Origin of the sequence: Oryzobacter terrae (assembly GCF_042756445.1) — a bacterium.
GTDB lineage: Bacteria > Actinomycetota > Actinomycetes > Actinomycetales > Dermatophilaceae > Oryzobacter > Oryzobacter terrae.
This window is the reverse complement of the sequence record NZ_CP170578.1, coordinates 1,304,249-1,328,402: the sequence shown is the minus strand read 5'-3', so window position 1 is coordinate 1,328,402 and position 24,154 is coordinate 1,304,249. Positions and strand designations below refer to the sequence as shown.

Here is a 24,154-nt window from a genome sequence, read left to right as displayed (position 1 = left end):
CGGTTTCCCACGGCGGGCGGCCTCGCGCGGTCGTGACAGGATGGGCGGCGTGAAGTACGCGGAGCACATCGTGGACCTGGTCGGCAACACCCCGCTCGTGCGGCTGAACTCGGTGACCGAGGGCATCGGGGCCACGGTGCTGGCGAAGATCGAGTACCTCAACCCCGGTGGATCGGTGAAGGACCGCATCGCGCTGAAGATGGTCGAGGCGGCCGAGCAGTCGGGAGCGCTGAGGCCGGGCGGCGTCATCGTCGAGCCGACGTCGGGCAACACCGGCGTCGGACTGGCGCTCGTGGCCCAGCGCCGGGGGTACACCTGCATCTTCGTCTGCCCCGACAAGGTCTCCGAGGACAAGCGCAACGTCCTCAAGGCCTACGGCGCCGAGGTCGTCGTGTGCCCCACGGCCGTCGAGCCCGACCACCCGGACTCCTACTACTCCACCTCCGACCGCCTCGTGCGCGAGACCCCCGGCGCGTGGAAGCCCGACCAGTACTCGAACCCCAACGGTCCCCTGTCGCACTACGAGACGACCGGCCCCGAGATCTGGGCCGACACCGACGGGCGGATCACCCACTTCGTCACCGGCGCGGGTACCGGCGGCACGATCTCCGGCGCCGGGCGCTACCTCCGCGAGGTCTCGGCCGACCGTGAGGGCGGCCGCGTCCAGGTCGTCGCGGCCGACCCCGAGGGCTCGGTCTACAGCGGGGGCACGGGCCGTCCGTACCTCGTCGAGGGCGTCGGCGAGGACTTCTGGCCCTCCGCCTACGACCCCGCCCAGGTCGACACCGTCGTCGCGGTGTCCGACGCCGAGTCCTTCGAGATGACGCGTCGGCTCGCCCGCGAGGAGGGCCTGCTCGTCGGCGGGTCCTGCGGGATGGCCGTCGTCGCCGCGCTCCGGGTCGCGCGCGACCTGCCCGACGACGCCGTCGTCGTCGTCCTCCTGCCCGACTCCGGCCGCGGCTACCTGTCGAAGATCTTCAACGACGAGTGGATGCAGTCCTACGGCTTCCTCCACAGCGACGCCGAGACCCGCGTCGGCGACGTCCTCCACGCCAAGGCCGGCGACATCCCCGCCCTCGTCCACACGCACCCGAGCGAGACGCTGCGCGACGCCATCGAGATCCTGCGCGAGTACGGGGTGTCCCAGATGCCCGTCGTCAAGGCCGAGCCGCCCGTGATGTCGGGCGAGGTCGCCGGGGCGGTGTCCGAGCGCGACCTCCTCGAGGCGCTGTTCACCGGCAAGGCCCACCTCGCCGACTCGGTCGCCGAGCACATGAGCCCGGGGCTGCCCCTCGTGGGCTCGGGCGAGCCCGTCGCCACGGCACGGCACGAGCTCGAGGGCTCCGACGCCATCCTCGTCGTCGAGGACGGCAAGCCCGTCGGCGTCCTCACCCGTGCCGACCTGCTCTCCTTCCTCACCGACTGACGGGCCACCTCGCCGGGTCGACGTGAGACCCGGGCCCCTGGCGGTGGGATCCCACCTCGAGCCGGTACCGGGGGCGTGCACGGGGTAGAACTGGACGCGTGGAGCGACCACGGTGGGAGACGCCCGTCGAGCGCGCGATCCGGGAGGCCCAGGAGCGCGGCGAGTTCGACGACCTGCCCGGCGCCGGGAGGCCGCTGCACCTCGGCGACCCCGAGGGGCCCGAGGACCCGCTGTGGTGGGTGCGCAGGAAGCTCGAGGACGAGCAGCTCGACCTCTCGGCCGCGATGCCGCCCGCGCTGGCGATGCGCAAGGAGGCCGCAGGCTACCCCGAGTCGCTGCTCGACCTGCGCACCGAGGAGGCCGTGCGCACCGTCCTCGAGGACTTCAACCGCCGGGTCCGCCGCGACCGCCTGCGCCCACCCGACCCGGGGATGCCCCAGCTCCTCGCGCCGACGGTCGACGTCGACGCGATGGTCGAGGGCTGGCGGGCGCTGCGAGCAGCCTCACAGGCCGTGGAGGTTGACCCACCGGTAACAACGGGACAGGCTCGAGCGCGGCGTCGATGGTGGCGCCGCGGACGATGACCCGACGACGGAGCGAGCCGGCAGCCCGATGAGCGACTTCCCCCACCTGCTGGCGCCCCTCGACCTCGGCCACGTGACGCTGCCGAACCGGGTGATCATGGGCTCGATGCACGTCGGGCTCGAGGACCGCGCGCGCGACTTCCCGAAGCTCGCGGCCTACCTCGCCGAGCGGGTCCGCGGCGGAGTCGGCCTCGTCGTCACCGGCGGCTACGCGCCGAACGTCGAGGGCCAGCTGTACCCGATGGCCTCGATGCTGACGACGCGAAGGGCGGCTCGCACCCACCGGGTCGTCACCGACGCCGTCCACGAGGCCGGGGGGCTCGTCGCGATGCAGCTGCTCCACGCCGGGCGCTACGCGTTCACGCCGTGGTGCGTCGCCCCGTCGGCCATCAGGAGCCCGATCAGCCGGTTCACGCCGCGCGCCCTGTCCGACCGCGGCGTGCGACGGCAGATCCGGGCCTTCGCCCGCGCGGCCCGCCTGGCCCGTGAGGCCGGGTACGACGGCGTCGAGGTCATGGGCTCCGAGGGCTACCTCGTCAACCAGTTCCTCGCGCCGCGCACGAACCACCGCACCGACCGGTGGGGCGGCACCCCCGAGAAGCGCCGTCGCTTCGCCGTCGAGACGGTCCGCGCCGTGCGGGAGGCCGTGGGCGAGGACTTCCTCGTCATCTACCGGATCTCGGTGCTCGACCTCGTCGAGGACGGCCAGACGTGGGACGAGGTCGTCGCCCTCGCGCAGGAGGTCGAGGCCGCCGGCGCGAGCCTCCTCAACCTCGGCATCGGCTGGCACGAGGCCCGCGTCCCCACCATCGTCACCTCGGTGCCACGGGCGGCCTTCGCGGGGTACGCCGGACGGCTCAGGGAGCACGTCGGCCTCCCGGTCGTCGCGACGAACCGGATCAACCTGCCGCACGTCGCCGAGGAGGTCCTCGCGTCCGGGGGCGCCGACCTCGTCTCGCTGGCGCGCCCCTTCCTCGCCGACCCCGAGTGGGTCCGCAAGGCCGCCGAGGGCCGGACCGACGAGATCAACGCCTGCATCGCCTGCAACCAGGCCTGCCTCGACCACACCTTCGTCAAGAAGCGGGCGACCTGCCTGGTCAACCCGCGCGCCGCCCACGAGACCGAGCTCGTCATCGGCCGCACGCGCACGAGCAGGCACGTCGCCGTCGTCGGTGCCGGGCCCGCGGGACTGGCCACGGCGACGACCCTCGCCGAGCGGGGCCACCGGGTCGAGCTGTTCGAGGCCCGCGACCACGTCGGCGGCCAGTTCGACATCGCGATGAGGATCCCCGGCAAGGAGGAGTTCGCCGAGACGATCCGCTGGTTCACCCGCCGCCTCGAGGTCACCGGGGTGAAGGTCCACCTCGACCACCGGGTCACCGCCGACGAGCTCGTCGCGGAGGGCTTCGACGAGGTCGTCGTCGCCACTGGCGTCTCGCCCCGGGTCCCCTCGATCCCCGGGATCGACCACCCGTCGGTCGTCACCTACGCCGAGCTCGTCCGTGGCGAGCGGGTGGCGGGGGAGCGGGTCGCCGTCATCGGGGCGGGCGGCATCGGGGTCGACGTCAGCGAGTTCCTCACGAACGACCACTCGCCGACCCTCGATGTCGACGCGTGGCGGGCCGAGTGGGGCGTCGGCGACCCCGCCCTCACCCGCGGCGGCCTCACCGCTCCCCGCCCGGAGCCGAGCCCCCGCCACGTCGTGCTGCTCCAGCGCAAGACGACCTCGATCGGAAGGGGCCTCGGGCGCACGACGGGGTGGGTGCACCGCGCGGCCCTGAGGGCCAAGGGCGTCGAGCACGTCACCGGCGTCGCCGAGTACGTCCGCATCGACGACGACGGGCTGCACGTCCGGCTGGGCGAGGGCGGTGCGCAGGAGCGCACCTTCGCGGTCGACACGGTCGTGCTGTGCGCGGGCCAGGAGTCGGTGCGCGAGCTCGTCGACGACCTCACCGCCCGTGGGGTGCCGACCCACGTCGTCGGCGGCGCCGACGTCGCCGCCGAGCTCGACGCCAAGCGGGCCATCCGGCAGGGCACCGAGCTGGCCGTCGCCCTCTGACCCCCTTGCCGGGCGACGCGGGGGGCGGGATGCTCGGGGGACGGATGGACGTGCGAGGGAGGGAGCGCCGCGTGGCCCGGTACCGGCTCGTCGCGACGGCGGCGGCCCTCGCGGTCGCCGCCCTCCTCGCGGCGTGCGCCGACGACACCCCGACCCCCACCGGCACCCGGTCGTCGGGGGCCCCCTCGACCACGAGCGCGAGCCCGACGCCGAGTGCCTCGGCCTCGGCGGCGCCCGAGACGGAGGGGACGCCGATCGTCGACGACTGCCTCTCGGGCCGCTGGGTCCTCGACGTCGCCGACTACGAGAGCCAGTCGGCCGCGTACCTGACGTCGCTCGGCATCCCGCTCGAGTCCTTCGAGATGACCGGGGGCCAGCGGCTCGACCTCACCGACGGGTACCTCGGCCTCTCGAGCGACCTCCAGACGCGCGCCGTCGTCATGGGGCGGTCCGTCGGCTGGGCCGACGCGAGCGCGGGCGGGGGTGACGTGTCGTTCGCCGACGGCACGCTGGCCGCCCCGGACTTCGCCTGGCAGGTGCGACCGGAGGCGCCCCCCGGTGGGGCGCCCACGGTGCCCGCGACCGACTGGACGCGGCCGGTGGCCTGGTCGTGCACCCCGGCCGGCCTCGAGCTGCGCGGCGAGGGCGCGCCGCTCACCGCTCGCTTCGTGCGTCCCTGACCGGGTCCCCGGCTGCACCTCCGGCACCGGCGGCACCGGCAGCACCGGCGTCGACCGCCGCGAAGGCGGTCGTGAGCCGCTGGCTGAGGGAGCCCTCGAACCCCGAGGCGACGTGCTGCCCGACCGCGGCCCGGACCGCCGCCATCGCGAGGTGGGCGGCGAGGGCGGGACCGAGGTCGGTCGCGCGGTCGGCGCCGGACCGGGTGAGGGCGGCCTCGACGAGCGCGCGCTCCACGGCGTCGGTCGTCCCGGCGAGGCGCAGCGCGAGGGCCGGCTCGCGGGCGGCGAGCTCGCGCCGACGGCGCCAGAGCTGCGTGTCGGACTCCAGGGTCGCGACGTGCGCGGCGACGACGGCGCGCACCGCCTCGGAGGGGGTCTCGGCGGCGGGGCGCTCCACGACGGCGGTGAGCAGCCGCTCGGCGATGCCCGGGTCGGAGCCGACGAACGCGTCCTCCTTCGTCGCGAAGTAGTTGAAGAAGGTCCGCGGCGAGATGTCGGCCGCCGCGGCGACGTCCTCGGCCGTCACCCGCTCGGTCCCGCGCTCGAGGGCGAGCTCGACGGCGGCCCGGTGGATGCGGGCCCGGGTCTCGCGCTTCTTGCTCTCGCGACGCCCGAGGGCGTCGTCACCGTCAGGGTCGCTCGGGGGTGGGGTCGCCCGGTCCGCCAGGGCCGGGTCCGCGCTGCTGGCCATGAGGCAGGGTACCCACCTCCCCATGATTTGCAGTGACTGCAAGAACGCGAATATGCTTGTGTCATGCAACTACCTACGGACGACGTCGCCGACACCGCGAGGACCCCGGCGTGACCGCCACCGGAACCACGCGGACCGCCCCCGCGCGAACCACTCCCGAGACCTACCGCCTCAGCCCGCACGCCCGCCGCGTCTTCATCGGCCTGATGCTCGGCATGCTCGTCGCGTCGATCAGCCAGACCATCGTCGGACCGGCGATGCCGCGGATCGTCGCCGAGCTCGGCGGGATGGACCACTACAGCTGGGTCGCCACCGCCGCGATGCTCGTGTCGGCGATCGCCGTCCCGGTCGTCGGCAAGCTGTCCGACCTCTACGGCCGCCGCGGCTTCTACCTCGCCGGGCTCGTCGTGTTCATGGTCGGCTCGCTCGTCAGCGGGTTCGCCCAGAACTTCTGGGTCCTCGTCCTCGGGCGCGCGATCCAGGGGCTCGGCATGGGCACCCTGATGCCGCTGTCGCAGACCATCATCGGCGACATCATCCCGGCGCGTCAGCGTGGCAAGTACCAAGGCCTCATGGGCGCCGTCTTCGGCGTCACGGCGGTGGCGGGACCGCTCGCCGGCGGCGTCATCACCGACCACTGGGGCTGGCGCTGGCTCTTCTTCGCCGCCGTGCCCATCGGCGCCGTCACGACGTTCTTCATCGCCCGCTTCCTCCACCTGCCGCACCAGCGACGCGAGGCGAAGGTCGACACCCTGGGCATCGGCACGCTCACCGTCGCGCTCGTCGCACTGCTCCTCGCCACCTCGTGGGGCGGGACGACCTACGCCTGGGGGTCGGCGACGATCCTGGGCCTCTACGCCCTCGGGGTCGTCGCGCTCGTCGCGTTCGTCCTCGTCGAGCGCCGCGCCGTCGAGCCCGTCATCCCCCTGCGGCTCTTCCGCTCCTCGGTGTTCACGACGAGCAACCTCGCGAGCTTCGGCGTCGCGATGGTGATGTTCGGCTCGATCATCTACATCCCGGTGTACGCCCAGGGCGTCCTCGGCGTCGACGCGACGAACTCCGGCCTCATCCTCGTGCCGCTCATGCTGGGCCTCATCGTCATGGGCATCCTGGCGGGGCTCGTCATCACCCGGACCGGCCGCTACAAGGCGATCATGGTCGCCGGGGTGCTCGTCATGGGCGTCGGGCTCTGGTTGCTCACCCGGCTCACCTGGACCTCCGGCCAGGGCGAGCTGACCCTCGCCATGGTCGTCCTCGGCGTCGGGCTGGGACTGGCGATGCAGCAGTACACGCTCGTCGTGCAGAACTCGGTGGGCCGGGCCGACCTCGGGGTCGCGACCGCCTCGACCCAGTTCTTCCGCAACGTCGGGTCCACCGTCGGCATCGCGGTGTTCGGCACGGTGATGACGAGCGGCCTGGCCGGCGCCATCGCCGCCCACCTGCCTGCGGAGGTCGCCGCGTCGATGCCCGAGGGCGCCGCCGACGCCGGGTCGGTCCTCGACCCCGCGGCGCTCGCCTCGCTGCCGCCCGTCGTCGCGGACGCGGTGCGCCAGGGCCTGGCCGAGCAGCTGCACGGCGTGTTCCTCATCTCGCTGCCCGTCGTCGCGCTCGTCCTCGTGGCGACGGCCCTCATCAGGGTCCTGCCCCTCAAGGAGACGGCGCACGCCGACGAGAGCCCGGTGGAGGAGGCCGGGCACGAGGTGCTCGACGCGATGTCGCTCTCGGCGGCTCCCGCCGGGGCGACCGCCGACGTGGCGTACGCCGTCCGGCGGAACTCCGACCAGGTGCACGCCGACCGGGCACACGCCGACCGGGTGGTGCGGGCGGGCTGACGCCCTGCCGGACACGAGGACGGGCCCCGCCGGTGTCGGCGGGGCCCTTCCTCGTGCCTACGGAATCCGCAGCCTCAGCGGAGCGCGGAGGGGGGCGCGACGTCGGTCTGCGCCGGGAGGTTCGCGACGCCCACCGGGCAGGTGAGCCCGTTGGGGCCGTGGTTGCAGTAGCCGTTGGGGTTCTTGTGCAGGTACTGCTGGTGGTAGTCCTCGGCGTACCAGAAGGGCCCGGCCTCCTCCGCGGCGGACAGCGTCGTCGTGATCCCACCCCGGCCGGCGCCCGTGAGGACCGCCTGGAAGGCGTCCCTCGTCGTGCGGGCGGCGGCCTCCTGCCCCGGCGTGGTCCAGAAGACGGCCGAGCGGTAGGCGGTGCCGAGGTCGTTGCCCTGACGGTTGCCCTGGGTGGGGTCGTGGTTCTCCCAGAACGCCTTGAGCAGCAGCTGGGGGGAGGTGACGGCGGGGTCGTAGGCGACGAGGACGGCCTCGGCGTGCCCGGTGCGCCCGGTGCAGGTCTCCTCGTACGTCGGGTTCGGCGTGTAGCCGCCCATGTAGCCCGCTGCGGTCGTCACGACGCCGGGGAGCGTCCAGAAGATGCGCTCGACGCCCCAGAAGCAACCCATCGCCACGTAGAGGACCTCGGTCCCCTCCGGCCAGGGGCCCTCGAGCGGGGTCCCGAGGACCTCGTGGGTGCTGGGGACGTGGAACACGCGGTGGTCGCGGCCCGGCAGGGCCTCGTCGCGGGTCGGGAGGGTGGTCTTGGCTCGGGATCCGAAGAGCATGGTGGTCGAAACAGGCGAGGTGGCACGGCTATTCCGGCACGATCCCCGGTATCCGTAGGGGTGCTCGCCGCCACCATCAACCGTTCGGCCAGAACGAGGAAAGATCGCCCCATTCTTAAAGAAAGGGTAAAGATCGGGGCCCGAATCCTTTACCTTTGGCTTACTCACCCGGGGAGACCCACGGTGGGGACCGACCAGGTCGGGCAGGACGGTGCAAGGGGCCGGCCGCCGGACCACGGGCCGGAGCAGCACCACAGAACCACTGCCGGACGGCTTGAGGCCGACGTACCGGCGACCGAGACGGATGACGACGACGAGACCGACGAGGACCCGCGCTGGGGGCGGGCCCGGGACCGGTCACGTGAACGCCCGTCCTCGGACCACACACGAGCTGGCAGACCCGCGCTGGGGGCGGGCCGACGTCCTGGCGACCACGAACGACAGCAGCAGAACGGCCGACCGAAGGGTCCGTGTAGGGCGGACACCTCGGCCGACCGACACCGTGAGCAGGGGCGAGGTGGGTGGGCGACAGGGGCCGGCCCACCTCGTCCCGCCGGGTCGCCGAGTGCGACACCGACGGCCGCCGCCGGACCCGTGCAGGGCGGGACCGGCGACGGTCCACGGCACCCGTCCGCGACGCCGGTCCACGGCGCCGGGGCCGCCGACCTCGGGCCGGCCGCCCACGTCCTAGGCTCTCGTCCATGACGATCGAGCACCTCGGCTTCTCCTCCCGCGCCATCCACGCCGGACAGGAGCCCGACCCGACGACGGGCGCCGTCGTGCCCCCCATCCACCAGGTCAGCACGTACAAGCAGGACGGCATCGGCGGGCTGCGCGGCGGGTACGAGTACTCGCGGTCGGCCAACCCCACGCGCACCGCGCTCGAGGAGTGCATCGCGGCCCTCGAGGGCGGGGAGCGCGGCTTCGCGTTCGCGAGCGGCCTCGCCGGAGAGGACACGGTCCTGCGTGCCCTCCTCACCCCGGGCGACCACGTCGTCGTCCCCTCCGACGCCTACGGCGGCACCTACCGGCTGTTCGACAAGGTCGCCGGGCCGTGGGGAGTCGAGCACTCCATCGCGACGGTCGCCGACGTCGAGTCGGTGCGAGCGGCCATCCGTCCCGGGACCCGCATGGTGTGGGTCGAGACGCCGACGAACCCGCTGCTCGGCATCGCCGACATCGAGGCGATCGCGGCGGTCGCCCACGAGGCCGGCGCCCTCCTCGTCGTCGACAACACCTTCGCCTCGCCCTACCTCCAGCAGCCGATCTCCCTCGGCGCCGACGTCGTCGTGCACTCCACGACGAAGTACGCCGGCGGCCACAGCGACGTCGTCGGGGGCGCCGTGGTCGTCGCGAAGGGCGCCACGACCCGCGACGGCGCCTCGGTCAGCGAGCGGATCGCCTTCCACCAGAACGCGATGGGCGCCGTCGCCGGTCCCTTCGACGCCTGGCTCGTCCTCCGCGGCCTCAAGACGCTCGCCGTGCGGATGGAGCGCCACTGCGACAACGCCGAGAAGGTCGTCGACTTCCTCCTCGCCCACCCCGGAGTCACGGCGGTGCACTACCCGGGGCTGCCCGACCACCCGAACCACGACGTCGCCGCCCGCCAGATGACCCGCTTCGGCGGCATGGTGGCCTTCCGCGTCCGTGGCGGCGAGGACGTCGCGACCAAGGTGTGCGCCGAGACGCAGCTGTGGATCCTCGGCGAGTCCCTCGGGGGGGTCGAGTCGCTCATCGAGCACCCCGGCCTCATGACGCACGCGTCCGTCACCGGGACCGAGCTCGAGGTGCCGGGCGACCTCATCCGGCTCTCCGTCGGCATCGAGGACGTCGAGGACCTCGTCGCCGACCTCGGCCAGGCGCTCGACCGGCTCACCTGACCCCCGTGCCCCTGGTCCTCTGCGTCGACGTCGGGTCGACGTTCACCAAGGCGGTGCTCGTCGACGGCTCGTCCGGCGCCGTCCTCGCGACGGCGAGCCACCCCACGACGGTCGGGACCGACGTCATGGACGGGGTCGACGCCGTGCGGGCCGCCGTGGCCGACCACGGGGAGCCCGACGAGGTCCTCGTCTGCTCCAGCGCCGGGGGAGGGCTGCGCCTCGCGGTCGTCGGCTACGAGCGGGCGGTGACGGCCGAGGCCGGGCACCGGGTGGGACTGTCGGCGGGCGCGAAGGTCGTCCACGTCGCGGCCGGGCCGATGTCCGGGGCCGACGTCACGGCCCTGCGCGCGGCCTGGCCCGACCTCGTCCTCCTCGTCGGTGGCACCGACGGCGGCAACGCGGAGGTGCTCCTCCACAACGCCGGGCGGCTCGCCCGGGCACGGCTCGCCGCGCCGGTGGTCGTCGCCGGCAACGTCGAGGCCGCCGACGAGGTCGCCGCACTCCTCCGCTCGACCGGCCGCCGCTTCGTCGTCACCGACAACGTCCTCCCGCAGATCGGCGTCGTCGCGCCCGAGGCGGCGCGCGGCGCCATCCGCGAGGCCTTCCTCACCCACGTCATCGGCGGCAAGGGGCTCTCGCGCGGGCGGGGCTTCGCCGAGCTCGTGCGCGCCCCGACGCCGGACGCCGTGCTGCGCGGGGTCGAGGTGCTCGCGGAGGTCGCGGGGGGAGACCTGCTCGTCGTCGACGTCGGGGGTGCGACGACCGACGTCTACTCGGTCATCACGCCGCAGGGGGAGGACGCGACGATCCACCGTGAGGTCGTCGGCACGCTCTGGCACGCCCGCACCGTCGAGGCCGACCTCGGGATGCGGTGGACGGCCCTCGGCGTCGTCGAGGCCGCCGCCCGGGAGCGGCTCGACGTCGCGCCGGAGACGGCGGCGCACGCGTCCGCGGTGGCCGCCGACACCGGCTCGCTCGCGGTGTCGGACGCCGACTGGGCGGCCGAGGAGGAGCTGGCGGTGACGGCCGCCGTCGTGGCGGCCCGGCGGCACGGGCGCCCCGGGCACCCCTCCGAGCGACCGCGGCCGCTGGCCGACGTCGTCCTCGTCGTGGGGTCCGGCGGGGTGCTGCGGCACGCGCCTGCCGGGCTCGCCGACCGGGTCCTCGCCCGGGTGGCCGGCGACCACGCCGGTGGCTGGCGGGTGCCCGAGGCCGCCGCGACCCGCGTCGACGCGGCGTACGTCCTGTTCGCCGTGGGGCTCCTGGCGCAGGCCCACCCGGTGGCGGCGGCCGCCCTCGCCCGTCCGCTCGCGGACCCGACGTCGGGCCGACCGGCGGGCTGACCGGCCGGCCGGCCCCGTCCGGGCGTCAGAGGGCGCGGACCCGGTTGTTGCGGGCGTCGTGGGTGAGCTCGACCAGCCCCAGGGCCTCGAGCAGGGGAGGCAGGTACATGCCGAAGCGGCCGCGGTAGCCGGGGCGCAGTCCGTACCAGCCCCCGACGGGGTTGTCGTCGGCGCGGCCCCACGCCTCGACCGTGCCGGGTGCCGCGGGCTTCTTCTCGTCGGCGGCCCCGAGGTCGACCCAGTCGCCCTGCTCGACGAGCCACGCGTGGAGGTCCTCGACGGCGCTGAGGTGGTACCGCAGCGTCGTCGAGCCGACCCGGCAGACGAGGGCCGGCGGGTCGGCGTCCGGGTCGCGGTGCATCGTGTAGGCCGAGCTGCCGGGCGCCGTGGTGAGCGCCCACGGGTCCGTCGCCGTCCCCGAACCCTGTGCCATCGGCGTCTCCGTCCGCGTCGTCGCTCCGCGCGGCCCCGTCCTCGCGCGCCGCCTCGTGCAGCATGGCACGACGGCCCGCGGCCGGACAGGGGCGAAAATCGGTGTGACGGCTGTCGGGGGCAGCGCCTAGCGTGGGTCGCATGAGCGACGCCACCCCTCCCGGTCCAGGCACGTCCCCTCCCGGTGCCCCGTCCGCGGGTCCGGTCCGATGAGCGCGCCCGCCATCGAGGCCGTCGACCTCGTCAAGCGGTTCGGCGACTTCACCGCCGTCGACGGCGTCAGCTTCACCGTCCCCGAGGGCTCGGTCTTCTCGATGCTCGGCCCCAACGGCGCGGGCAAGACGACGACCGTGCGGATGATGACGACGCTCTCGCGACCCACGTCGGGCACCGCCCGGGTGGCGGGGTTCGATGTCGTCGCCGACGCCGACGCCGTGCGCCACCGGATGGGCCTGACCGCCCAGTCGGCCACCGTCGACGAGCTGCTCACCGGTCGCGAGAACCTCCGGCTCGTCGGCGACCTCTACGGGCTGCCCAAGGCCCTGGTGCGCCGGCAGGCCGACGAGCTCCTCGAGCGGTTCTCGCTCGGCGAGTCGGCCGACAAGGTCGTCAAGGACTACTCGGGCGGCATGCGGCGCCGCCTCGACCTCGCGGCGAGCCTCGTGGCCACGCCGCCGGTGCTCTTCCTCGACGAGCCGACCACGGGGCTCGACCCGCGCAGCAGGGTCGAGCTGTGGGGAGTCCTGCGCGACCTCGTCCGCGACGGCACCACCCTCTTCCTCACGACGCAGTACCTCGACGAGGCCGACCAGCTCGCCGACCGGATCGTCGTCGTCGACCACGGCCGGGTCATCGCCGACGGCACGCCGCTCGAGCTGAAGGACCAGTCGGGGCGGGCCAGCCTCGTCATCGCGGTGAGCCGGCCCGACGAGGTCGAGCGGGCCGCCGAGCTCGTCCGCGACGAGGTCCCCGACCTCCACGTCGACCGCGACAGCCGCCGCCTCACCGCGCCCGCCGAGGGGGTGGGCGCGCTCACCCGGATCGCCGCGAGGCTCGAGGAGGCGGGGATCGAGCTCGACGACATCGGGCTCCAGCGCCCGAGCCTCGATGACGTCTTCCTCAGCCTCACCGGCCACCGCGCCGAGGAGCCGACCACCGGGCCCGAGGGCTCGCGCAGCACGAGCGAGGTGCCCGCATGACGACGCAGACGACCACCGGTGGCTCCACCTTCACCCCGACCCACCCCGACGAGCGCGGGGCCGGCGTCGGGCGGCAGATCGGCGCGCTCGTGCGGCGCAACCTCTCGCACATCAAGCGCCAGCCCGAGATGCTCACCGACGTCACGATCCAGCCCGTGATGTTCGTCCTGCTCTTCGCGTACGTCTTCGGCGGGTCCATCACGGTCCCCGGCGTCGACTACAAGGAGTGGCTGCTGCCCGGGATCATGGCCCAGACGATGACGTTCAGTGCGTTCATCGTCGCCATCGGCCTCAACGCCGACATCGGCAAGGGCATCGTCGACCGGTTCCGCTCGCTGCCGATCCGCCGCTCGTCGGTCGTCGTCGCCCGCAGCGTCTCGAGCATCATCCACTCGATGATCGGCATCGTCGTCATGTCGCTCACCGGCCTGTTCATCGGGTGGGGTGTCCACGACGGCCTCCTGCGCGGCCTCGCCGGGTACGCGCTGCTCGTCCTCTTCGGCTTCGCGATGATCTGGATCGGCATCCTGTGCGGGTCGGCGCTGCGCTCGGTCGAGGCCGTGCAGGGCGTGATGTTCACGACGGTCTTCCCCATCACCTTCCTGTCCAACGCGTTCGCCCGCACCGACGTCATGCCCGACTGGCTGCGCTTCCTCGCCGAGTGGAACCCGATCAGTGCGCTCGTCCTGGCCCTGCGCCAGCTGTGGGGCAACGACGGCGGTTTTCCGGTGCCCCCGGACACCGCTCTGCCGCTGCAGCACCCCGTCCTCACGACCATCATCTGGTCGGTCGGGCTGTCCGCCGTCCTCGCTCCGCTCGCCGTGCGCGCGTTCATCCGGCGCACCACCGACTGAGCGCGTGGAGCGGGCACGCCGACACGGCGGTCGTGGACGCCGAGTGGTCCTCGGGCCCGTCGTGCCTCATCATGGGTCGCGGGCGCGGGCCGAGGAGTCCGTCGCACGGGGAGAGGCACGAGGAACAGCATGAGACGGCGCACGAAGGTGCTGCTCACCGCAGCGGTGGCAGGACCCCTGGTGATCGCGGGGACGGGCACCGCCTATGCCGCGCACTTCCAGTCCCGGGCCCTGCCCGGCAGCACCGTCAGCGGGGTGTCCGTGGCGGGCCTGACCCGCGCGGAGGTCACCCAGGCCGTGCGCGAGCGCGCCGCCGACGTCACCGTCACCGTCACGACCGGTGACACGACCCGCCGGGCGAGCCTCGCCGAGCTCGGTGCGTCGGTCGACGTCGACGCCACGGTCGACGCGGTCTTCGCCGCGAACCGGTCGTGGTCCTCCTACGCCACCTCGCTCGTCTCGCCGCGCGACGTCGACGCCGTGGTGGCCGCCGACCCCGCGACCACCACGCGGGTCGTCGCCGACCTCGTCGGTGACGACGGGCGCGCGACCGACGCCCGGGTGGTCCTGGCGAAGGACCGGTCCTCCTTCGTCGTCACCCCGGCGGTGCCCGGCCGCGCCGTGGCGCCCGACAGCTTCCAGGACGTCGTCGCCGACGCCGCCCGCGACCTCGAGTCCGCCACGGCGACGGTCCGCTTCACGCGCGCCGACCCGGCGGTGTCGACCGCGGCCGCGCAGGAGGTCGCCGAGCGGGCCAACGCCCTCGTGCGCCGCACCGTCGCCGTCTCCGACGGCGAGGACAAGCACGCCGCGTCCGCGAAGACCAAGGCCTCGTGGGTCGTCATCCCCTCGACCGGCGGCGGGCTCGGCGCGCCGACCGTCGACGCCGCGAAGGTGAGGTCGTGGGTCTCGACGCAGGCGAAGGAGGCCAAGGTCGAGGTCCGCACCGGGCTGCGCTACCGCGACGCGGCGGGCACCGTGCGGCTCGTGCGGACCGAGGCCCGTGACGGCCGCACCGTCAAGAACGCCGCCGACGTCGTCCGTGCCGTCGTCGCGGGCCGGGCGTACTCCGGCCGGTTCGCGTACACCACCCAGAAGGCCACGTGGGACGAGAAGCGGATCGCGGTCGGCGCCGAGCACCTGGCCTACCCCGCGGCCGAGGGCGAGAAGTGGGTCGACGTCGACCTCGGCGCCCACACCATCACGGCCTACGTCGGGGCGAAGAAGGTCTACGGCCCGGTCAAGATGGTCAACGGGTCCGACGAGAAGCCGACCGTCACCGGGACCTTCGCGGTCTACCTCAAGTACACCCAGCAGACGATGCGCGGCAGCAACGCCGACGGCACGCGGTACGAGACGCCGGACGTCCCGTGGGTGTCGTACTTCCACCGCGGGTTCGCCTTCCACGGTGCGCCGTGGCGCTCGTCGTTCGGGTACGCCGGCGACCGTGGGTCGCACGGCTGCATCAACCTCCCGGTGTCGGTCGCGAAGTGGGTCTACGACTTCGCCACGGTCGGGACGGTCGTCACCTCGCACCACTGAGCCGTCGCGGACGGTCGGCCCGCCCGCCGGGCCGACCTCCGCCGTCGTGGTTGCATGGGCGCATGGTGGCCGTGCGCGTCGTCGACGTCTTCTCGACCGTCCCCTTCCGGGGCAACGCCATCGCGGTGGTCCACGACGCCGACCGGCTCGGTGACGAGGACATGCTCGCCATCGCGCGGTGGACCAACCTCTCGGAGACCACCTTCCTCTGCGCTCCGACGAGCGAGGGGGCCGACTACCGCGTGCGGATCTGGACCGTCGGCGGCGAGCTGCCGTTCGCGGGGCACCCCACCCTCGGCAGCGCCCACGCGTGGCTCGAGGCCGGCGGGGTGGCCGCGCGCGACGGCGTCGTCGTGCAGGAGTGCGCCGCCGGTCTCGTCGAGGTCCGCCGTGGGGAGCGGCTGGGCTTCGCCGCGCCGCCGCTCGTGCGGTCCGGGCCGGTGGAGGGCGGTCAGCTCGACCGCGTCGTCGACGCCCTCGGCCTGCGCCCCGACGACGTCGTCGAGGCCGCCTGGGTCGACAACGGGCCGGGCTGGCTGGGGCTGCTCCTGCGCTCCCCGGAGGTCGTCCTCGCCGCGGACCCCGACCGAGCAAAGGCGCGCGGCATGAAGCTCGGGCTGGCCGCGGCCTATGCGCCGGGAGCGCGCGAGGACGGCGTCGGCCTCGAGGTGCGGGCCTTCTACTCCGACGACCGGGACTTCGGCGAGGACCCCGTCACCGGCAGCCTGAACGCCGGCCTGGCGCAGTGGCTCGTCCCGGCCGGCCACCTGCCGCCGCGCTACGTCGCGGCCCAGGGCACCGTCATCGGTCGCGAGGGCCGCGTCCACGTCAGCGTCGAGGACGGCACGACGTGGGTCGGCGGCGCGACCCGCACCCTCGTCACCGGCACCCTCTCCGCCTGACCCGTACGGGCACCGACCACGAAGTCACGCCGGGGACGTCACCACCGTGACCGGTCGCGTCGGTCCGCCCGAGACGACGACGGGCCCGGCCCCCGCGGTGGGGGGACGGGCCCGTCGGGCGCTCGCGCGGAGCGGGGCTCAGACCTCGTAGGGCGTGGTCGCGAGGACCTTGACCTCGATCTGCTTGCCGTTGGGTGCCTCGTAGGAGACGGTGTCGCCGATCTTCGCGCCGTTGACGGCCGCGCCGATGGGCGACTTCTCGGAGTAGACCTGCATCGTGTCGTCGGTGATCTCGCGCGAGCCGAGGAGGAAGGTCTCCTCGTCGCCGAACATGTCGACGGTGACGACCATGCCGGGCTCGACGATGCCGTCGTCGGCGGGGGTCTCGCCGATGGTCGCGGTCTCGAGCAGCTGGGTGAGCTGGCGGATGCGGGCCTCCATCTTGCCCTGCTCCTCCTTGGCGGCGTGGTAGCCGCCGTTCTCCTTGAGGTCGCCCTCCTCACGGGCCGCCTCGATCTTCTTCGCGATCTCGCTGCGACCCGGGCCGGTGAGCTCCTCGAGCTCGGACTTGAGGCGGTCGTAGGCGCCCTGGGTCAGGTAGCTCGCCTGGTTGGCGGTCTCGGTCACGTCTGTACTCCTGGTCATGGGGGCGGTCGGGCCCGGTCTCGGGCCGCCGCCGGACTACGGCAACGGGCCCGGGTCCGATGGCGGCCGTGAAGGCGTACGCGTCGGACCCAGACCCGAGGTGCGGAACGACACAGTCTACGTGGCGCCACTGCGGGTGTCACATCCGTCGTCCACATCCCCCGAGGCGGGAGCGCCGCGACCGGTGCCGCCCACGACCGCCTCGGCGCAGGTCAGGGCGTGGGCGCCGGCACCCGCGTGCACGAGTCGACGACCCCCGTCACGGCCCGGACGCTGGTGCGGATGCGGACCTCCCGGTGGATCGAGGTGGGCCCCGTCGCCGGGACCGCGTCCTCGACGGTGCCCACCCGCCCCTTCGTCGCGTCGAGGGCGTCGACGCGGCAGAGCACGGCGGTGCCCTCGGGGCGGTGCAGGTCGTACTCGACGACGACCGAGCTGTCGGACTCGACGCGGTAGGCGGTCACCTCGGGGCGCACCGAGCCGACCGTCGACGCCAGGCCGAACCACACCGCGAACGCGACCCCGAGGAGGACGCCGACGGTGCCGACGACCCACCAGCGCGCGGTGCCGGGGGCGGGGCGGGGGAGGGGCATGCGGGTCCTCGATGACGTGGGGGAACGGGGTGAGAGGATGGTCGGCGTCCATTCTCGGGGATGCCCGAGGTCTCTGACGCGAAGGGTCCCTCCCGTGACCGACCGGCTCCGGCTCATGTGCGTCCACGCGCACCCGGACGACGAGTCCAGCAAGGGTGCCGCCACCATGGCCCGCTACGTCGCCGAGGGCCACGAGGTCCTCGTCGTCTCGTGCACCGGCGGCGAGCGGGGCGACGTCCTCAACCCCCGGCTCAAGGACGACGCGCACATCCTGCGCGACCTCGCGCAGGTCCGTCGCGACGAGATGGAGCGCGCCCGCGCCATCCTCGGGGTGCAGCACGTGTGGCTCGGCTTCGTCGACTCCGGGCTCCCCGAGGGCGACCCCCTCCCCCCGCTGCCCGACGGCTGCTTCGCCCTCGCGCCCCTCGAGGTGGCGACCGAGGCCCTCGTCCGCGAGATCCGACGGTTCCGCCCGCACGTCGTCACGACGTACGACGAGAACGGCGGCTACCCGCACCCCGACCACATCAGGTGCCACGACGTCTCGGTCGCGGCCGTCGACGCCGCGGGCGACCCCGAGTCGTTCCCGCACGCCGGCCCGGCCTGGCAGCCGCTCAAGGTGTACTACAACCAGACGTTCAGCAAGGCGCGCATCGAGGCCTTCCACGAGGCCCTCACGGCGCTCGGCGAGGAGAGCCCGTACGCCGAGTGGCTCGAGGGGTGGCAGCGCCCCGACCGCACCGTGACGACCCGCGTCGAGTGCTCGGCGTACTTCGAGCAGCGCGATGCCGCCCTCCTCGCCCACGCGACCCAGGTCGACCCCGACGGCACCTGGTTCCGCGTGCCCCGGGGCGTGCAGGCCGAGGTGTGGCCGACCGAGGACTACGAGGCCGCGCTCTCCTACGTCCCGATCACCGAGGGCGAGGACGACCTCTTCGCCGGCCTGCCCAGCGATGTCGCGGCCGCCGACGCCCTCGCCACCTCGGGAGACCTCACCGTCGCCCTCGACACCCGGACGGAGCGGCAGGCATGACCTTCGCGACCGACGCCCCCTCGGCCGACAGCGGACCGGGCTTCCTGGCCTTTCTCGCCTTCTTCGTCCTCGCGCTCGCGCTGTGGTTCCTCATGCGGAACATGAACGCGCGGATGCGGCGGATGTCCTACCGCCAGCAGCAGGCCGGTCGGGGGAGGAACGACCCCCAGGCCGACGGCTCGACCCCCGTCGTCGCGGCGTCCGGTGACGCCGGCTCGTCCGGCAGGTCTTCCGACGGCCCCGACCGCGGCCCCGACCCCACACCGTCCGACGGCCCGTCGAGCGGCGGCGACTCCGACGGCGGCTCCGGCTCGTCGGGTGGCGGGGGAGACGGCGGCGGTGGTGGCGGGGGCGACTGACCCTCGCCCACCCGGCTCGATCCGGGTTCGCCGGTAGCCGAGGCCCGCGACGGTCAGACCGCGGGGCCCGTCAGGGCCAGCGAGGCCGCGACGAAGTGCGCCCCGAAGGCGAGGATCGTCAGGGTGTGGAACACCTCGTGGAACCCGAACCAGCGCGGGGAGAAGTCGGGTCGCTTGATGCCGTAGACGAGGGCGCCGAGGCTGTACAGGACGCCGCCGACGACGACCCAGGCCATGACCGCGCCACCGGCGTGCTCGAGCAGCGGGCCGAAGTAGAACACCGCGACCCAGCCGAGCATCATGTACGCCGGCACGTAGAGCCAGCGCGGGGCATTGGTCCAGAAGACCCGGAACAGCACCCCGATGATGGCGCCGCTCCAGACGATGACGAGCATCCGGGTGGCCTGGTCGCGCGGCAGGAGCAGGGCGAACGGCGTGTAGGTGCCGGCGATGATGAGGAAGATGTTGGAGTGGTCGAACCGGCGCAGGAAGGCGCCGACGCGCGGCGACCAGGTCCCGCGGTGGTAGACCGCCGACGTGCCGAAGAGGAGCACCGCGGTGCCGCCGAAGACGGCCGCCGACACCTTGCCCTCGGTGGTGCTCGCGAGGACGACGAGGACGATGCCCATGACGAGCGCGAGGGGGGTCATCCCCGCGTGCAGCCAGCCGCGCAGGCGGGGCTTGACGAGCTCGAGAGCCGCCTCGACCCGCGTCTCGAGCGCCTCGAGGGGGCCCGAGTCGGGCTCGGGCGGGGAGTCGGGGCGCGTCATCGGCCCAGCGTAACCTACGCGACCGTAGGTTAGGGCCGGGTCGCCGGGTGATCCGGGCCGCACCCGGACCTGGCGACCCGACGGGCCGACCCGACGGTCGCACGGTCGACCCGACGGTCGCACCGGGCCCCGCCGCGTCGTGCGCCCGGGGTCGTCGGAGTAGCGTGGGTGGCATCCGACCGCGAGCGCGCGGCCGGCCCCGGAGCGGTGGGAGGACAGGTCGGATGGCGCTGAGTGACGTGCTCTACGCCGCGTACGCCCGCCGCCTCACCAAGGAGCTCGCCAACCGCGAGGTGCCGCGCCACGTCGGCGTCATGCTCGACGGCAACCGCCGCTGGGCCCGGGCGCGAGGAGCCGGCGCGAGCGAGGGCCACCAGGCCGGCGCCGACAACATCGCCAACCTCCTGTCGTGGTGCGACGAGGTGGGGGTCGAGGTCGTGACCCTGTGGCTGCTCTCCACGGACAACCTCAACCGCCCCGAGGTCGAGCTGCGCCCCCTCCTCGGCATCATCGAGAAGGCCGTCGAGACCCTCGCCGACGCCCACCGGTGGCGGATCCACCCCGTGGGCGCCCTCGACCTCCTCCCCGCCCAGACGGCCGCCCGGCTCAAGGCCGCCGAGGACCGCACCCGCGACGTCGAGGGGATGCTCGTCAACGTCGCCGTCGGCTACGGCGGGCGCCGCGAGATCGCCGACGCCGTGCGCTCGCTCCTCCAGGAGCACGCGACGAGGGGCACGAGCATCGAGGAGCTCGCCGAGGTCATCGACGTCGAGCACATCGCCGAGCACCTCTACACCAAGGGCCAGCCCGACCCCGACCTCGTCATCCGCACGTCGGGGGAGCAGCGGCTCGGCGGCTTCCTCCTGTGGCAGAGCGCGCACAGCGAGTTCTACTTCTGCGAGGCCTACTGGCCCGACTTCCGCAAGGTCGACTTCCTGCGCGCGCTGCGGGCGTTCGGCGAGCGCGAGCGCCGCTTCGGGTCCTGACGTGGGCCACCCCACGCACCATCCGCACCACTCGTCACACCCGTCACAGGGTCGTCCGAACGGCTGGTTTCGGGACGGCCGCCGACACGCTGACGGCCTCCGCGGACGAGCTCGGACCGAGTCGTAGCGTCGATCCCACGCACCTCTTCTCTCCCTTCCTCAGGAGTGGCCATGGCTTCGAGCACGCGACCGGCACCGGCAGCACGACAGGGGAAGGAGCCGCGCCGCACGTACGTGCTCGACACCTCGGTCCTGCTCTCGGACCCGCGGGCGATGTCCCGGTTCGAGGAGCACGAGGTCGTCCTCCCGGTCGTCGTCGTCACCGAGCTCGAGGCCAAGCGCCACCACCCCGAGCTGGGCTACTTCGCCCGTCAGGCCCTGCGGATGCTCGACGACCTGCGGATCAAGGCCGGGCGCCTCGACGCCCCCGTCCCGATCGGCGAGCACGGCGGCACCCTGCGGGTCGAGCTCAACCACACCGACACGATGTCGCTGCCCGCCGGCTTCCGCCTCGGCGACAACGACACCCGCATCCTCGCGGTGGCGCGCAACCTCGCCAACGAGGGCCGCCTCGTGACGATCGTCAGCAAGGACGTGCCGATGCGGGTCAAGGCCTCGGCCTGTGGCCTGGAGGCCGAGGAGTACCGCGCCGAGCTCGCGGTCGAGTCCGGCTGGACCGGCATGGACGAGCTCGAGATCTCGGTCGAGGAGATGGACCACCTCTACGAGTACGGCCGCCTCGAGAGCCCTGCCGCCGCCGAGCTCCCCTGCCACACGGGGCTCAAGCTCCTCTCCCCGCGCGGTTCCGGCCTGGGTCGGGTCGGCCCCGACAAGCAGGTCCGCCTCGTGCGTGGCGACCGCGACGCCTTCGGCCTCCACGGCCGAAGCGCCGAGCAGCGGATCGCGCTCGACCTCCTCATGGACCCCGACATCGGCATCGTCAGCCTCGGCGGCCGCGCCGGCACCGGGAAGTCCGCGCTCGCCCTCTGCGCCGGCATCGAGGCCGTGATGGAGCGGGGCCAGCAGCGCAAGGTCGTCGTCTTCCGTCCCCTGTACGCCGTCGGCGGCCAGGAGCTCGGGTACCTGCCCGGGTCCGAGGCCGAGAAGATGAACCCGTGGGGCCAGGCGGTCTTCGACACGCTGTCGGCCCTGGTCTCTCGCGAGGTCGTCGAGGAGATTCTCGACCGCGGCATGCTCGAGGTCCTGCCGCTCACCCACATCCGCGGCCGCAGCCTCCACGACGCGTTCGTCATCGTCGACGAGGCCCAGAGCCTCGAGCGCAACGTCCTGCTCACCGTGCTCTCCCGCATCGGCCAGAACTCGCGCGTCGTGCTCACCCACGACGTCGCGCAGCGCGACAACCTGCGGGTCGGGCGCCACGACGGTGTCGTCGCGGTGGTCGAGGCGCTCAAGGGGCACCCGCTCTTCGCCCACGTCACGCTGACCCGGTCCGAGCGCAGCCCCATCGCGGCCCTCGTCACCGACCTCCTCGAGGGCATCGAGATCTGACCCGCGCGCCTGCCGGGGCGTCCCGTGGACGGCCCCGGCGCGAGCGGCGGCGTCCGCCCCTCGGGCGTCCTGTCGATTTCGCCCCCTCGGCGATCTCACCTACAGTAAGGTCTCGATTCGGTAACGCCGCCGGGTGGTCGCGATGCGCCCCGGCCGCCGCCACCCGTTGTCCCAGGAAGGTCCCTGCACGCCTCATGGCCCGCCACGCTCCGCGCCACGCGCCCCGTCACGCCCCCGTCGGGCGTGGTGGCCACGCTGCCCCGCGGCGCTCGGTCGTCGGCCGGGCCGCGCGCACGGCGCTGGGTCGTCCGGTCGTCACGGCCGGGATCGCCGCCACGCTCCTGTCCACGGGCGCGATCGCCGCGGCGTCCTCCGGGGGCGCCGCGAACGCCGAGTCGCTGACCTTCGCCGTCGACGCGCTCACCTCGACCGTCTCCACCGAGCAGTCGAAGACCGAGCAGTCCGACGTCGCCCGCGTCGCCGCCGACCGCAGTGCCGCCAACGCGCAGCTGTCGGCCGCCGCCGCCCGCAACGCCCAGCTCGAGAAGGCGCGTGCCGCCAAGCTCGCCAAGGCGCGCAAGGCCGCGGCCGAGCGCGCCGCCCGGGCCGCCGAGCGCAAGCGGATCATCGCCAACGCCCAGCAGGACCCCAAGGCCGTCGCCCGCCTGCTCCTCCCCGAGTTCGGGTACAGCCAGGCGCAGTGGCCCTGCCTCGACCAGCTCTGGATCGGCGAGAGCGACTGGCGCTGGTACGTCGAGAACCCGTCGTCCGGCGCCTACGGCATCCCGCAGTCCCTCCCCGGTCGCAAGATGGCGACGATGGGCAGCGACTGGCGCACCAACCCGGTGACCCAGATCCGCTGGGGCCTGGACTACATCAAGAAGTCCTACGGCACGCCGTGCAACGCGCTCGACCAGTGGCAGGCCCGCTCACCGCACTGGTACTGACCGACCCGTCAGATCTTGCGCAGCCGGATCCGCGTCACGGCGTGGTCCTCACCCTTGGTGAGCACGAGCGTCGCGCGGTCGCGCGTCGGCACGATGTTGTGGACGAGGTTGGGCTCGTTGATCCGCGACCAGATCCCGGTGGCCGTCTCCCGCGCCTCCTCGTCGCTGAGCGCCGCGTAGCGGTGGAAGTACGACTGGGGGTCGGCGAAGGCGGTCTCGCGCAGCCGGAGGAAGCGCTCGACGTACCAGGCCCGGATCTCGTCGACCGGGGCGTCGACGTACACCGAGAAGTCGAAGTAGTCCGAGATGGCGCCGGTGTTCGAGCCGTCGGGACGGACCGCCGGCGGCTGGAGGACGTTGAGCCCCTCGACGATGAGGACGTCGGGCTTGCGGATCGTCACCGTCCCGGGCAGGACGTCGTAGGTGAGGTGCGAGTACTGCCGCGCCTCGACGACGGGGAGCCCCGACTTGACGTCGGCGATGAAGCGGAGCAGGGCCCGCCGGTCGTACGACTCGGGAAAACCCTTGCGCTGCAGCAGTCCGCGGCGCTCGAGCTCGGCGTTGGAGTGGAGGAAGCCGTCGGTCGTCACGAGCGAGACCCTGGGCGTCTGCGGCCACCGGCTCATGAGCTCCTTGAGGATGCGCGCCGTCGTCGACTTGCCCACGGCCACCGACCCGGCGACACCGACGACGAAGGGCACCCGGCTCGGGCGCTCGCCGAGGAACTCGCTCGTCGCGAGGCGCAGTCCGTGGACGGCCTCGACGTAGTAGTGGAGCAGGCGCGAGAGCGGGAGGTAGACCTCCTCGACCTCACGCAGGTCCAACCGGTCCCCGAGGCCCCGCAGCCGGGCGAGGTCCTTGTGCTCCAGGCTCATCGGCTGGTTCTCGCGCAGCCGCGACCACGCAGCCCGGTCGAGCTCGACGTACGGCGTCGGCGCGGCCTTGGGCCTGCGGGTCGGGCTCACGCGCGCCATTGTTGCCTATCGTCCGCCGCCTCCGACGGCAGCCCGCACGGCGGCCCGCACCGCGGCCCTCGCGGCGGCTCCCGGGGTGGCCGCACCGCCGCCGCCCGGCCGTGACCGGCGCGCGGACCGCCTCGCACTAGGCTG

At 73.6% G+C, this 24,154-nt stretch carries 23 protein-coding genes; 16 read left to right on the top strand and 7 right to left on the bottom strand.

The window, feature by feature from the left end:
• The first annotated feature begins 49 nt into the window (after positions 1-49).
• The 4 genes from ACFWN3_RS06160 (at position 50) to ACFWN3_RS06145 (ending at position 4,749) form a co-directional block, all read left to right on the top strand.
• Entirely contained in the window at positions 50-1,426 is a 1,377-nt protein-coding gene (locus tag ACFWN3_RS06160; RefSeq protein WP_377644436.1) for a cystathionine beta-synthase, read from the top strand.
• Between the two features lie 98 nt (positions 1,427-1,524).
• Positions 1,525-2,010: a DUF1992 domain-containing protein gene (locus ACFWN3_RS06155; RefSeq protein WP_377644434.1), complete on the top strand. Its 486-nt coding sequence runs from the start codon at positions 1,525-1,527 to the stop codon at positions 2,008-2,010.
• Between the two features lie 28 nt (positions 2,011-2,038).
• Positions 2,039-4,069 carry an FAD-dependent oxidoreductase gene (locus tag ACFWN3_RS06150; protein ID WP_377644433.1) on the top strand — a complete coding sequence of 677 codons (2,031 nt, stop codon included), beginning with the start codon at positions 2,039-2,041 and terminating at the stop codon, positions 4,067-4,069.
• Positions 4,070-4,140: 71 nt separating this feature from the next.
• On the top strand, positions 4,141-4,749 hold the full coding sequence (locus tag ACFWN3_RS06145; protein ID WP_377644431.1) for a hypothetical protein: 609 nt from the start codon (positions 4,141-4,143) through the stop codon (positions 4,747-4,749).
• Here the strand turns inward: ACFWN3_RS06145 and ACFWN3_RS06140 are convergent.
• A complete protein-coding gene (locus ACFWN3_RS06140; protein WP_377644429.1) occupies positions 4,724-5,440 on the bottom strand; it encodes a TetR/AcrR family transcriptional regulator in 717 nt (238 codons plus the stop codon). The two genes, ACFWN3_RS06145 and ACFWN3_RS06140, sit on opposite strands and share 26 nt — an antisense overlap.
• Before the next feature lie 110 nt (positions 5,441-5,550).
• Here ACFWN3_RS06140 and ACFWN3_RS06135 point away from each other — a divergent pair, with 110 nt between their 5' ends.
• On the top strand, positions 5,551-7,272 hold the full coding sequence (locus ACFWN3_RS06135; RefSeq protein WP_377644427.1) for an MDR family MFS transporter: 1,722 nt from the start codon (positions 5,551-5,553) through the stop codon (positions 7,270-7,272).
• A 74-nt stretch (positions 7,273-7,346) separates the two neighbouring features.
• On the opposite strand, the gene msrA is transcribed toward ACFWN3_RS06135, so the two are convergent.
• Complete coding sequence (gene msrA / locus ACFWN3_RS06130; RefSeq protein ID WP_377644425.1) at positions 7,347-8,051, bottom strand: peptide-methionine (S)-S-oxide reductase MsrA; 705 nt, start codon at positions 8,049-8,051, stop codon at positions 7,347-7,349.
• A gap of 701 nt (positions 8,052-8,752) precedes the next feature.
• On the opposite strand from msrA, the gene ACFWN3_RS06125 reads away from it, so the two are divergent.
• Positions 8,753-9,931 carry a cystathionine gamma-synthase gene (locus tag ACFWN3_RS06125; protein WP_377644423.1) on the top strand — a complete coding sequence of 393 codons (1,179 nt, stop codon included), beginning with the start codon at positions 8,753-8,755 and terminating at the stop codon, positions 9,929-9,931.
• A gap of 5 nt (positions 9,932-9,936) precedes the next feature.
• Positions 9,937-11,274, top strand: coding sequence for a glutamate mutase L (locus ACFWN3_RS06120; RefSeq protein ID WP_377644421.1), 1,338 nt, complete (start codon positions 9,937-9,939; stop codon positions 11,272-11,274).
• A gap of 25 nt (positions 11,275-11,299) precedes the next feature.
• Here the strand turns inward: ACFWN3_RS06120 and ACFWN3_RS06115 are convergent, their stop codons facing one another.
• Positions 11,300-11,707, bottom strand: coding sequence for a DUF6855 family protein (locus tag ACFWN3_RS06115; protein ID WP_377644419.1), 408 nt, complete (start codon positions 11,705-11,707; stop codon positions 11,300-11,302).
• 208 nt (positions 11,708-11,915) lie between these two features.
• Between ACFWN3_RS06115 and ACFWN3_RS06110 the strand changes: the two genes are divergently transcribed.
• The 4 genes from ACFWN3_RS06110 (at position 11,916) to ACFWN3_RS06095 (ending at position 16,203) form a co-directional block, all read left to right on the top strand.
• Positions 11,916-12,905, top strand: a complete 990-nt coding sequence (locus ACFWN3_RS06110; protein ID WP_377644417.1) for an ATP-binding cassette domain-containing protein — start codon at positions 11,916-11,918, stop codon at positions 12,903-12,905.
• The gene (locus tag ACFWN3_RS06105) at positions 12,902-13,759 is read left to right on the top strand and encodes an ABC transporter permease (RefSeq protein WP_377644415.1); all 858 of its coding nucleotides are present in this window, start codon (positions 12,902-12,904) and stop codon (positions 13,757-13,759) included. Before ACFWN3_RS06110 ends, ACFWN3_RS06105 begins: the two co-directional genes overlap by 4 nt.
• Before the next feature lie 129 nt (positions 13,760-13,888).
• Positions 13,889-15,301: a L,D-transpeptidase family protein gene (locus ACFWN3_RS06100; protein WP_377644414.1), complete on the top strand. Its 1,413-nt coding sequence runs from the start codon at positions 13,889-13,891 to the stop codon at positions 15,299-15,301.
• Between the two features lie 62 nt (positions 15,302-15,363).
• Positions 15,364-16,203 carry a PhzF family phenazine biosynthesis protein gene (locus ACFWN3_RS06095; protein ID WP_377644412.1) on the top strand — a complete coding sequence of 280 codons (840 nt, stop codon included), beginning with the start codon at positions 15,364-15,366 and terminating at the stop codon, positions 16,201-16,203.
• 138 nt (positions 16,204-16,341) lie between these two features.
• On the opposite strand, the gene greA is transcribed toward ACFWN3_RS06095, so the two are convergent.
• Entirely contained in the window at positions 16,342-16,830 is a 489-nt protein-coding gene (gene greA / locus ACFWN3_RS06090) for a transcription elongation factor GreA (protein WP_377644410.1), read from the bottom strand.
• 230 nt (positions 16,831-17,060) lie between these two features.
• A complete protein-coding gene (locus ACFWN3_RS06085; protein WP_377644409.1) occupies positions 17,061-17,441 on the bottom strand; it encodes a DUF4307 domain-containing protein in 381 nt (126 codons plus the stop codon).
• 94 nt (positions 17,442-17,535) lie between these two features.
• Here ACFWN3_RS06085 and mca point away from each other — a divergent pair, with 94 nt between their 5' ends.
• Both mca and ACFWN3_RS06075 read left to right on the top strand, forming a co-directional pair.
• Positions 17,536-18,474, top strand: a complete 939-nt coding sequence (gene mca, locus ACFWN3_RS06080; RefSeq protein ID WP_377644407.1) for a mycothiol conjugate amidase Mca — start codon at positions 17,536-17,538, stop codon at positions 18,472-18,474.
• Positions 18,471-18,833: a hypothetical protein gene (locus ACFWN3_RS06075; protein ID WP_377644405.1), complete on the top strand. Its 363-nt coding sequence runs from the start codon at positions 18,471-18,473 to the stop codon at positions 18,831-18,833. The genes mca and ACFWN3_RS06075 overlap by 4 nt, the downstream gene beginning before the upstream one ends.
• Before the next feature lie 53 nt (positions 18,834-18,886).
• Here ACFWN3_RS06075 and ACFWN3_RS06070 read toward each other — a convergent pair whose 3' ends face one another.
• Positions 18,887-19,603 carry a hemolysin III family protein gene (locus ACFWN3_RS06070; RefSeq protein ID WP_377644403.1) on the bottom strand — a complete coding sequence of 239 codons (717 nt, stop codon included), beginning with the start codon at positions 19,601-19,603 and terminating at the stop codon, positions 18,887-18,889.
• A 224-nt stretch (positions 19,604-19,827) separates the two neighbouring features.
• On the opposite strand from ACFWN3_RS06070, the gene ACFWN3_RS06065 reads away from it, so the two are divergent.
• The 3 genes from ACFWN3_RS06065 to ACFWN3_RS06055 all read left to right on the top strand — a co-directional run bounded on the left by ACFWN3_RS06065 (position 19,828) and on the right by ACFWN3_RS06055 (position 23,045).
• Positions 19,828-20,589 (top strand): isoprenyl transferase, encoded by a 762-nt coding sequence (locus tag ACFWN3_RS06065; RefSeq protein ID WP_377644402.1) that lies wholly within the window; start codon positions 19,828-19,830, stop codon positions 20,587-20,589.
• 171 nt (positions 20,590-20,760) lie between these two features.
• Positions 20,761-22,098 carry a PhoH family protein gene (locus ACFWN3_RS06060; protein WP_377644400.1) on the top strand — a complete coding sequence of 446 codons (1,338 nt, stop codon included), beginning with the start codon at positions 20,761-20,763 and terminating at the stop codon, positions 22,096-22,098.
• A 194-nt stretch (positions 22,099-22,292) separates the two neighbouring features.
• On the top strand, positions 22,293-23,045 hold the full coding sequence (locus ACFWN3_RS06055) for a hypothetical protein (protein WP_377644398.1): 753 nt from the start codon (positions 22,293-22,295) through the stop codon (positions 23,043-23,045).
• Positions 23,046-23,053: 8 nt separating this feature from the next.
• Here ACFWN3_RS06055 and coaA read toward each other — a convergent pair whose 3' ends face one another.
• Positions 23,054-24,010 carry a type I pantothenate kinase gene (gene coaA / locus ACFWN3_RS06050; RefSeq protein WP_377644396.1) on the bottom strand — a complete coding sequence of 319 codons (957 nt, stop codon included), beginning with the start codon at positions 24,008-24,010 and terminating at the stop codon, positions 23,054-23,056.
• Positions 24,011-24,154: the final 144 nt, after the last annotated feature.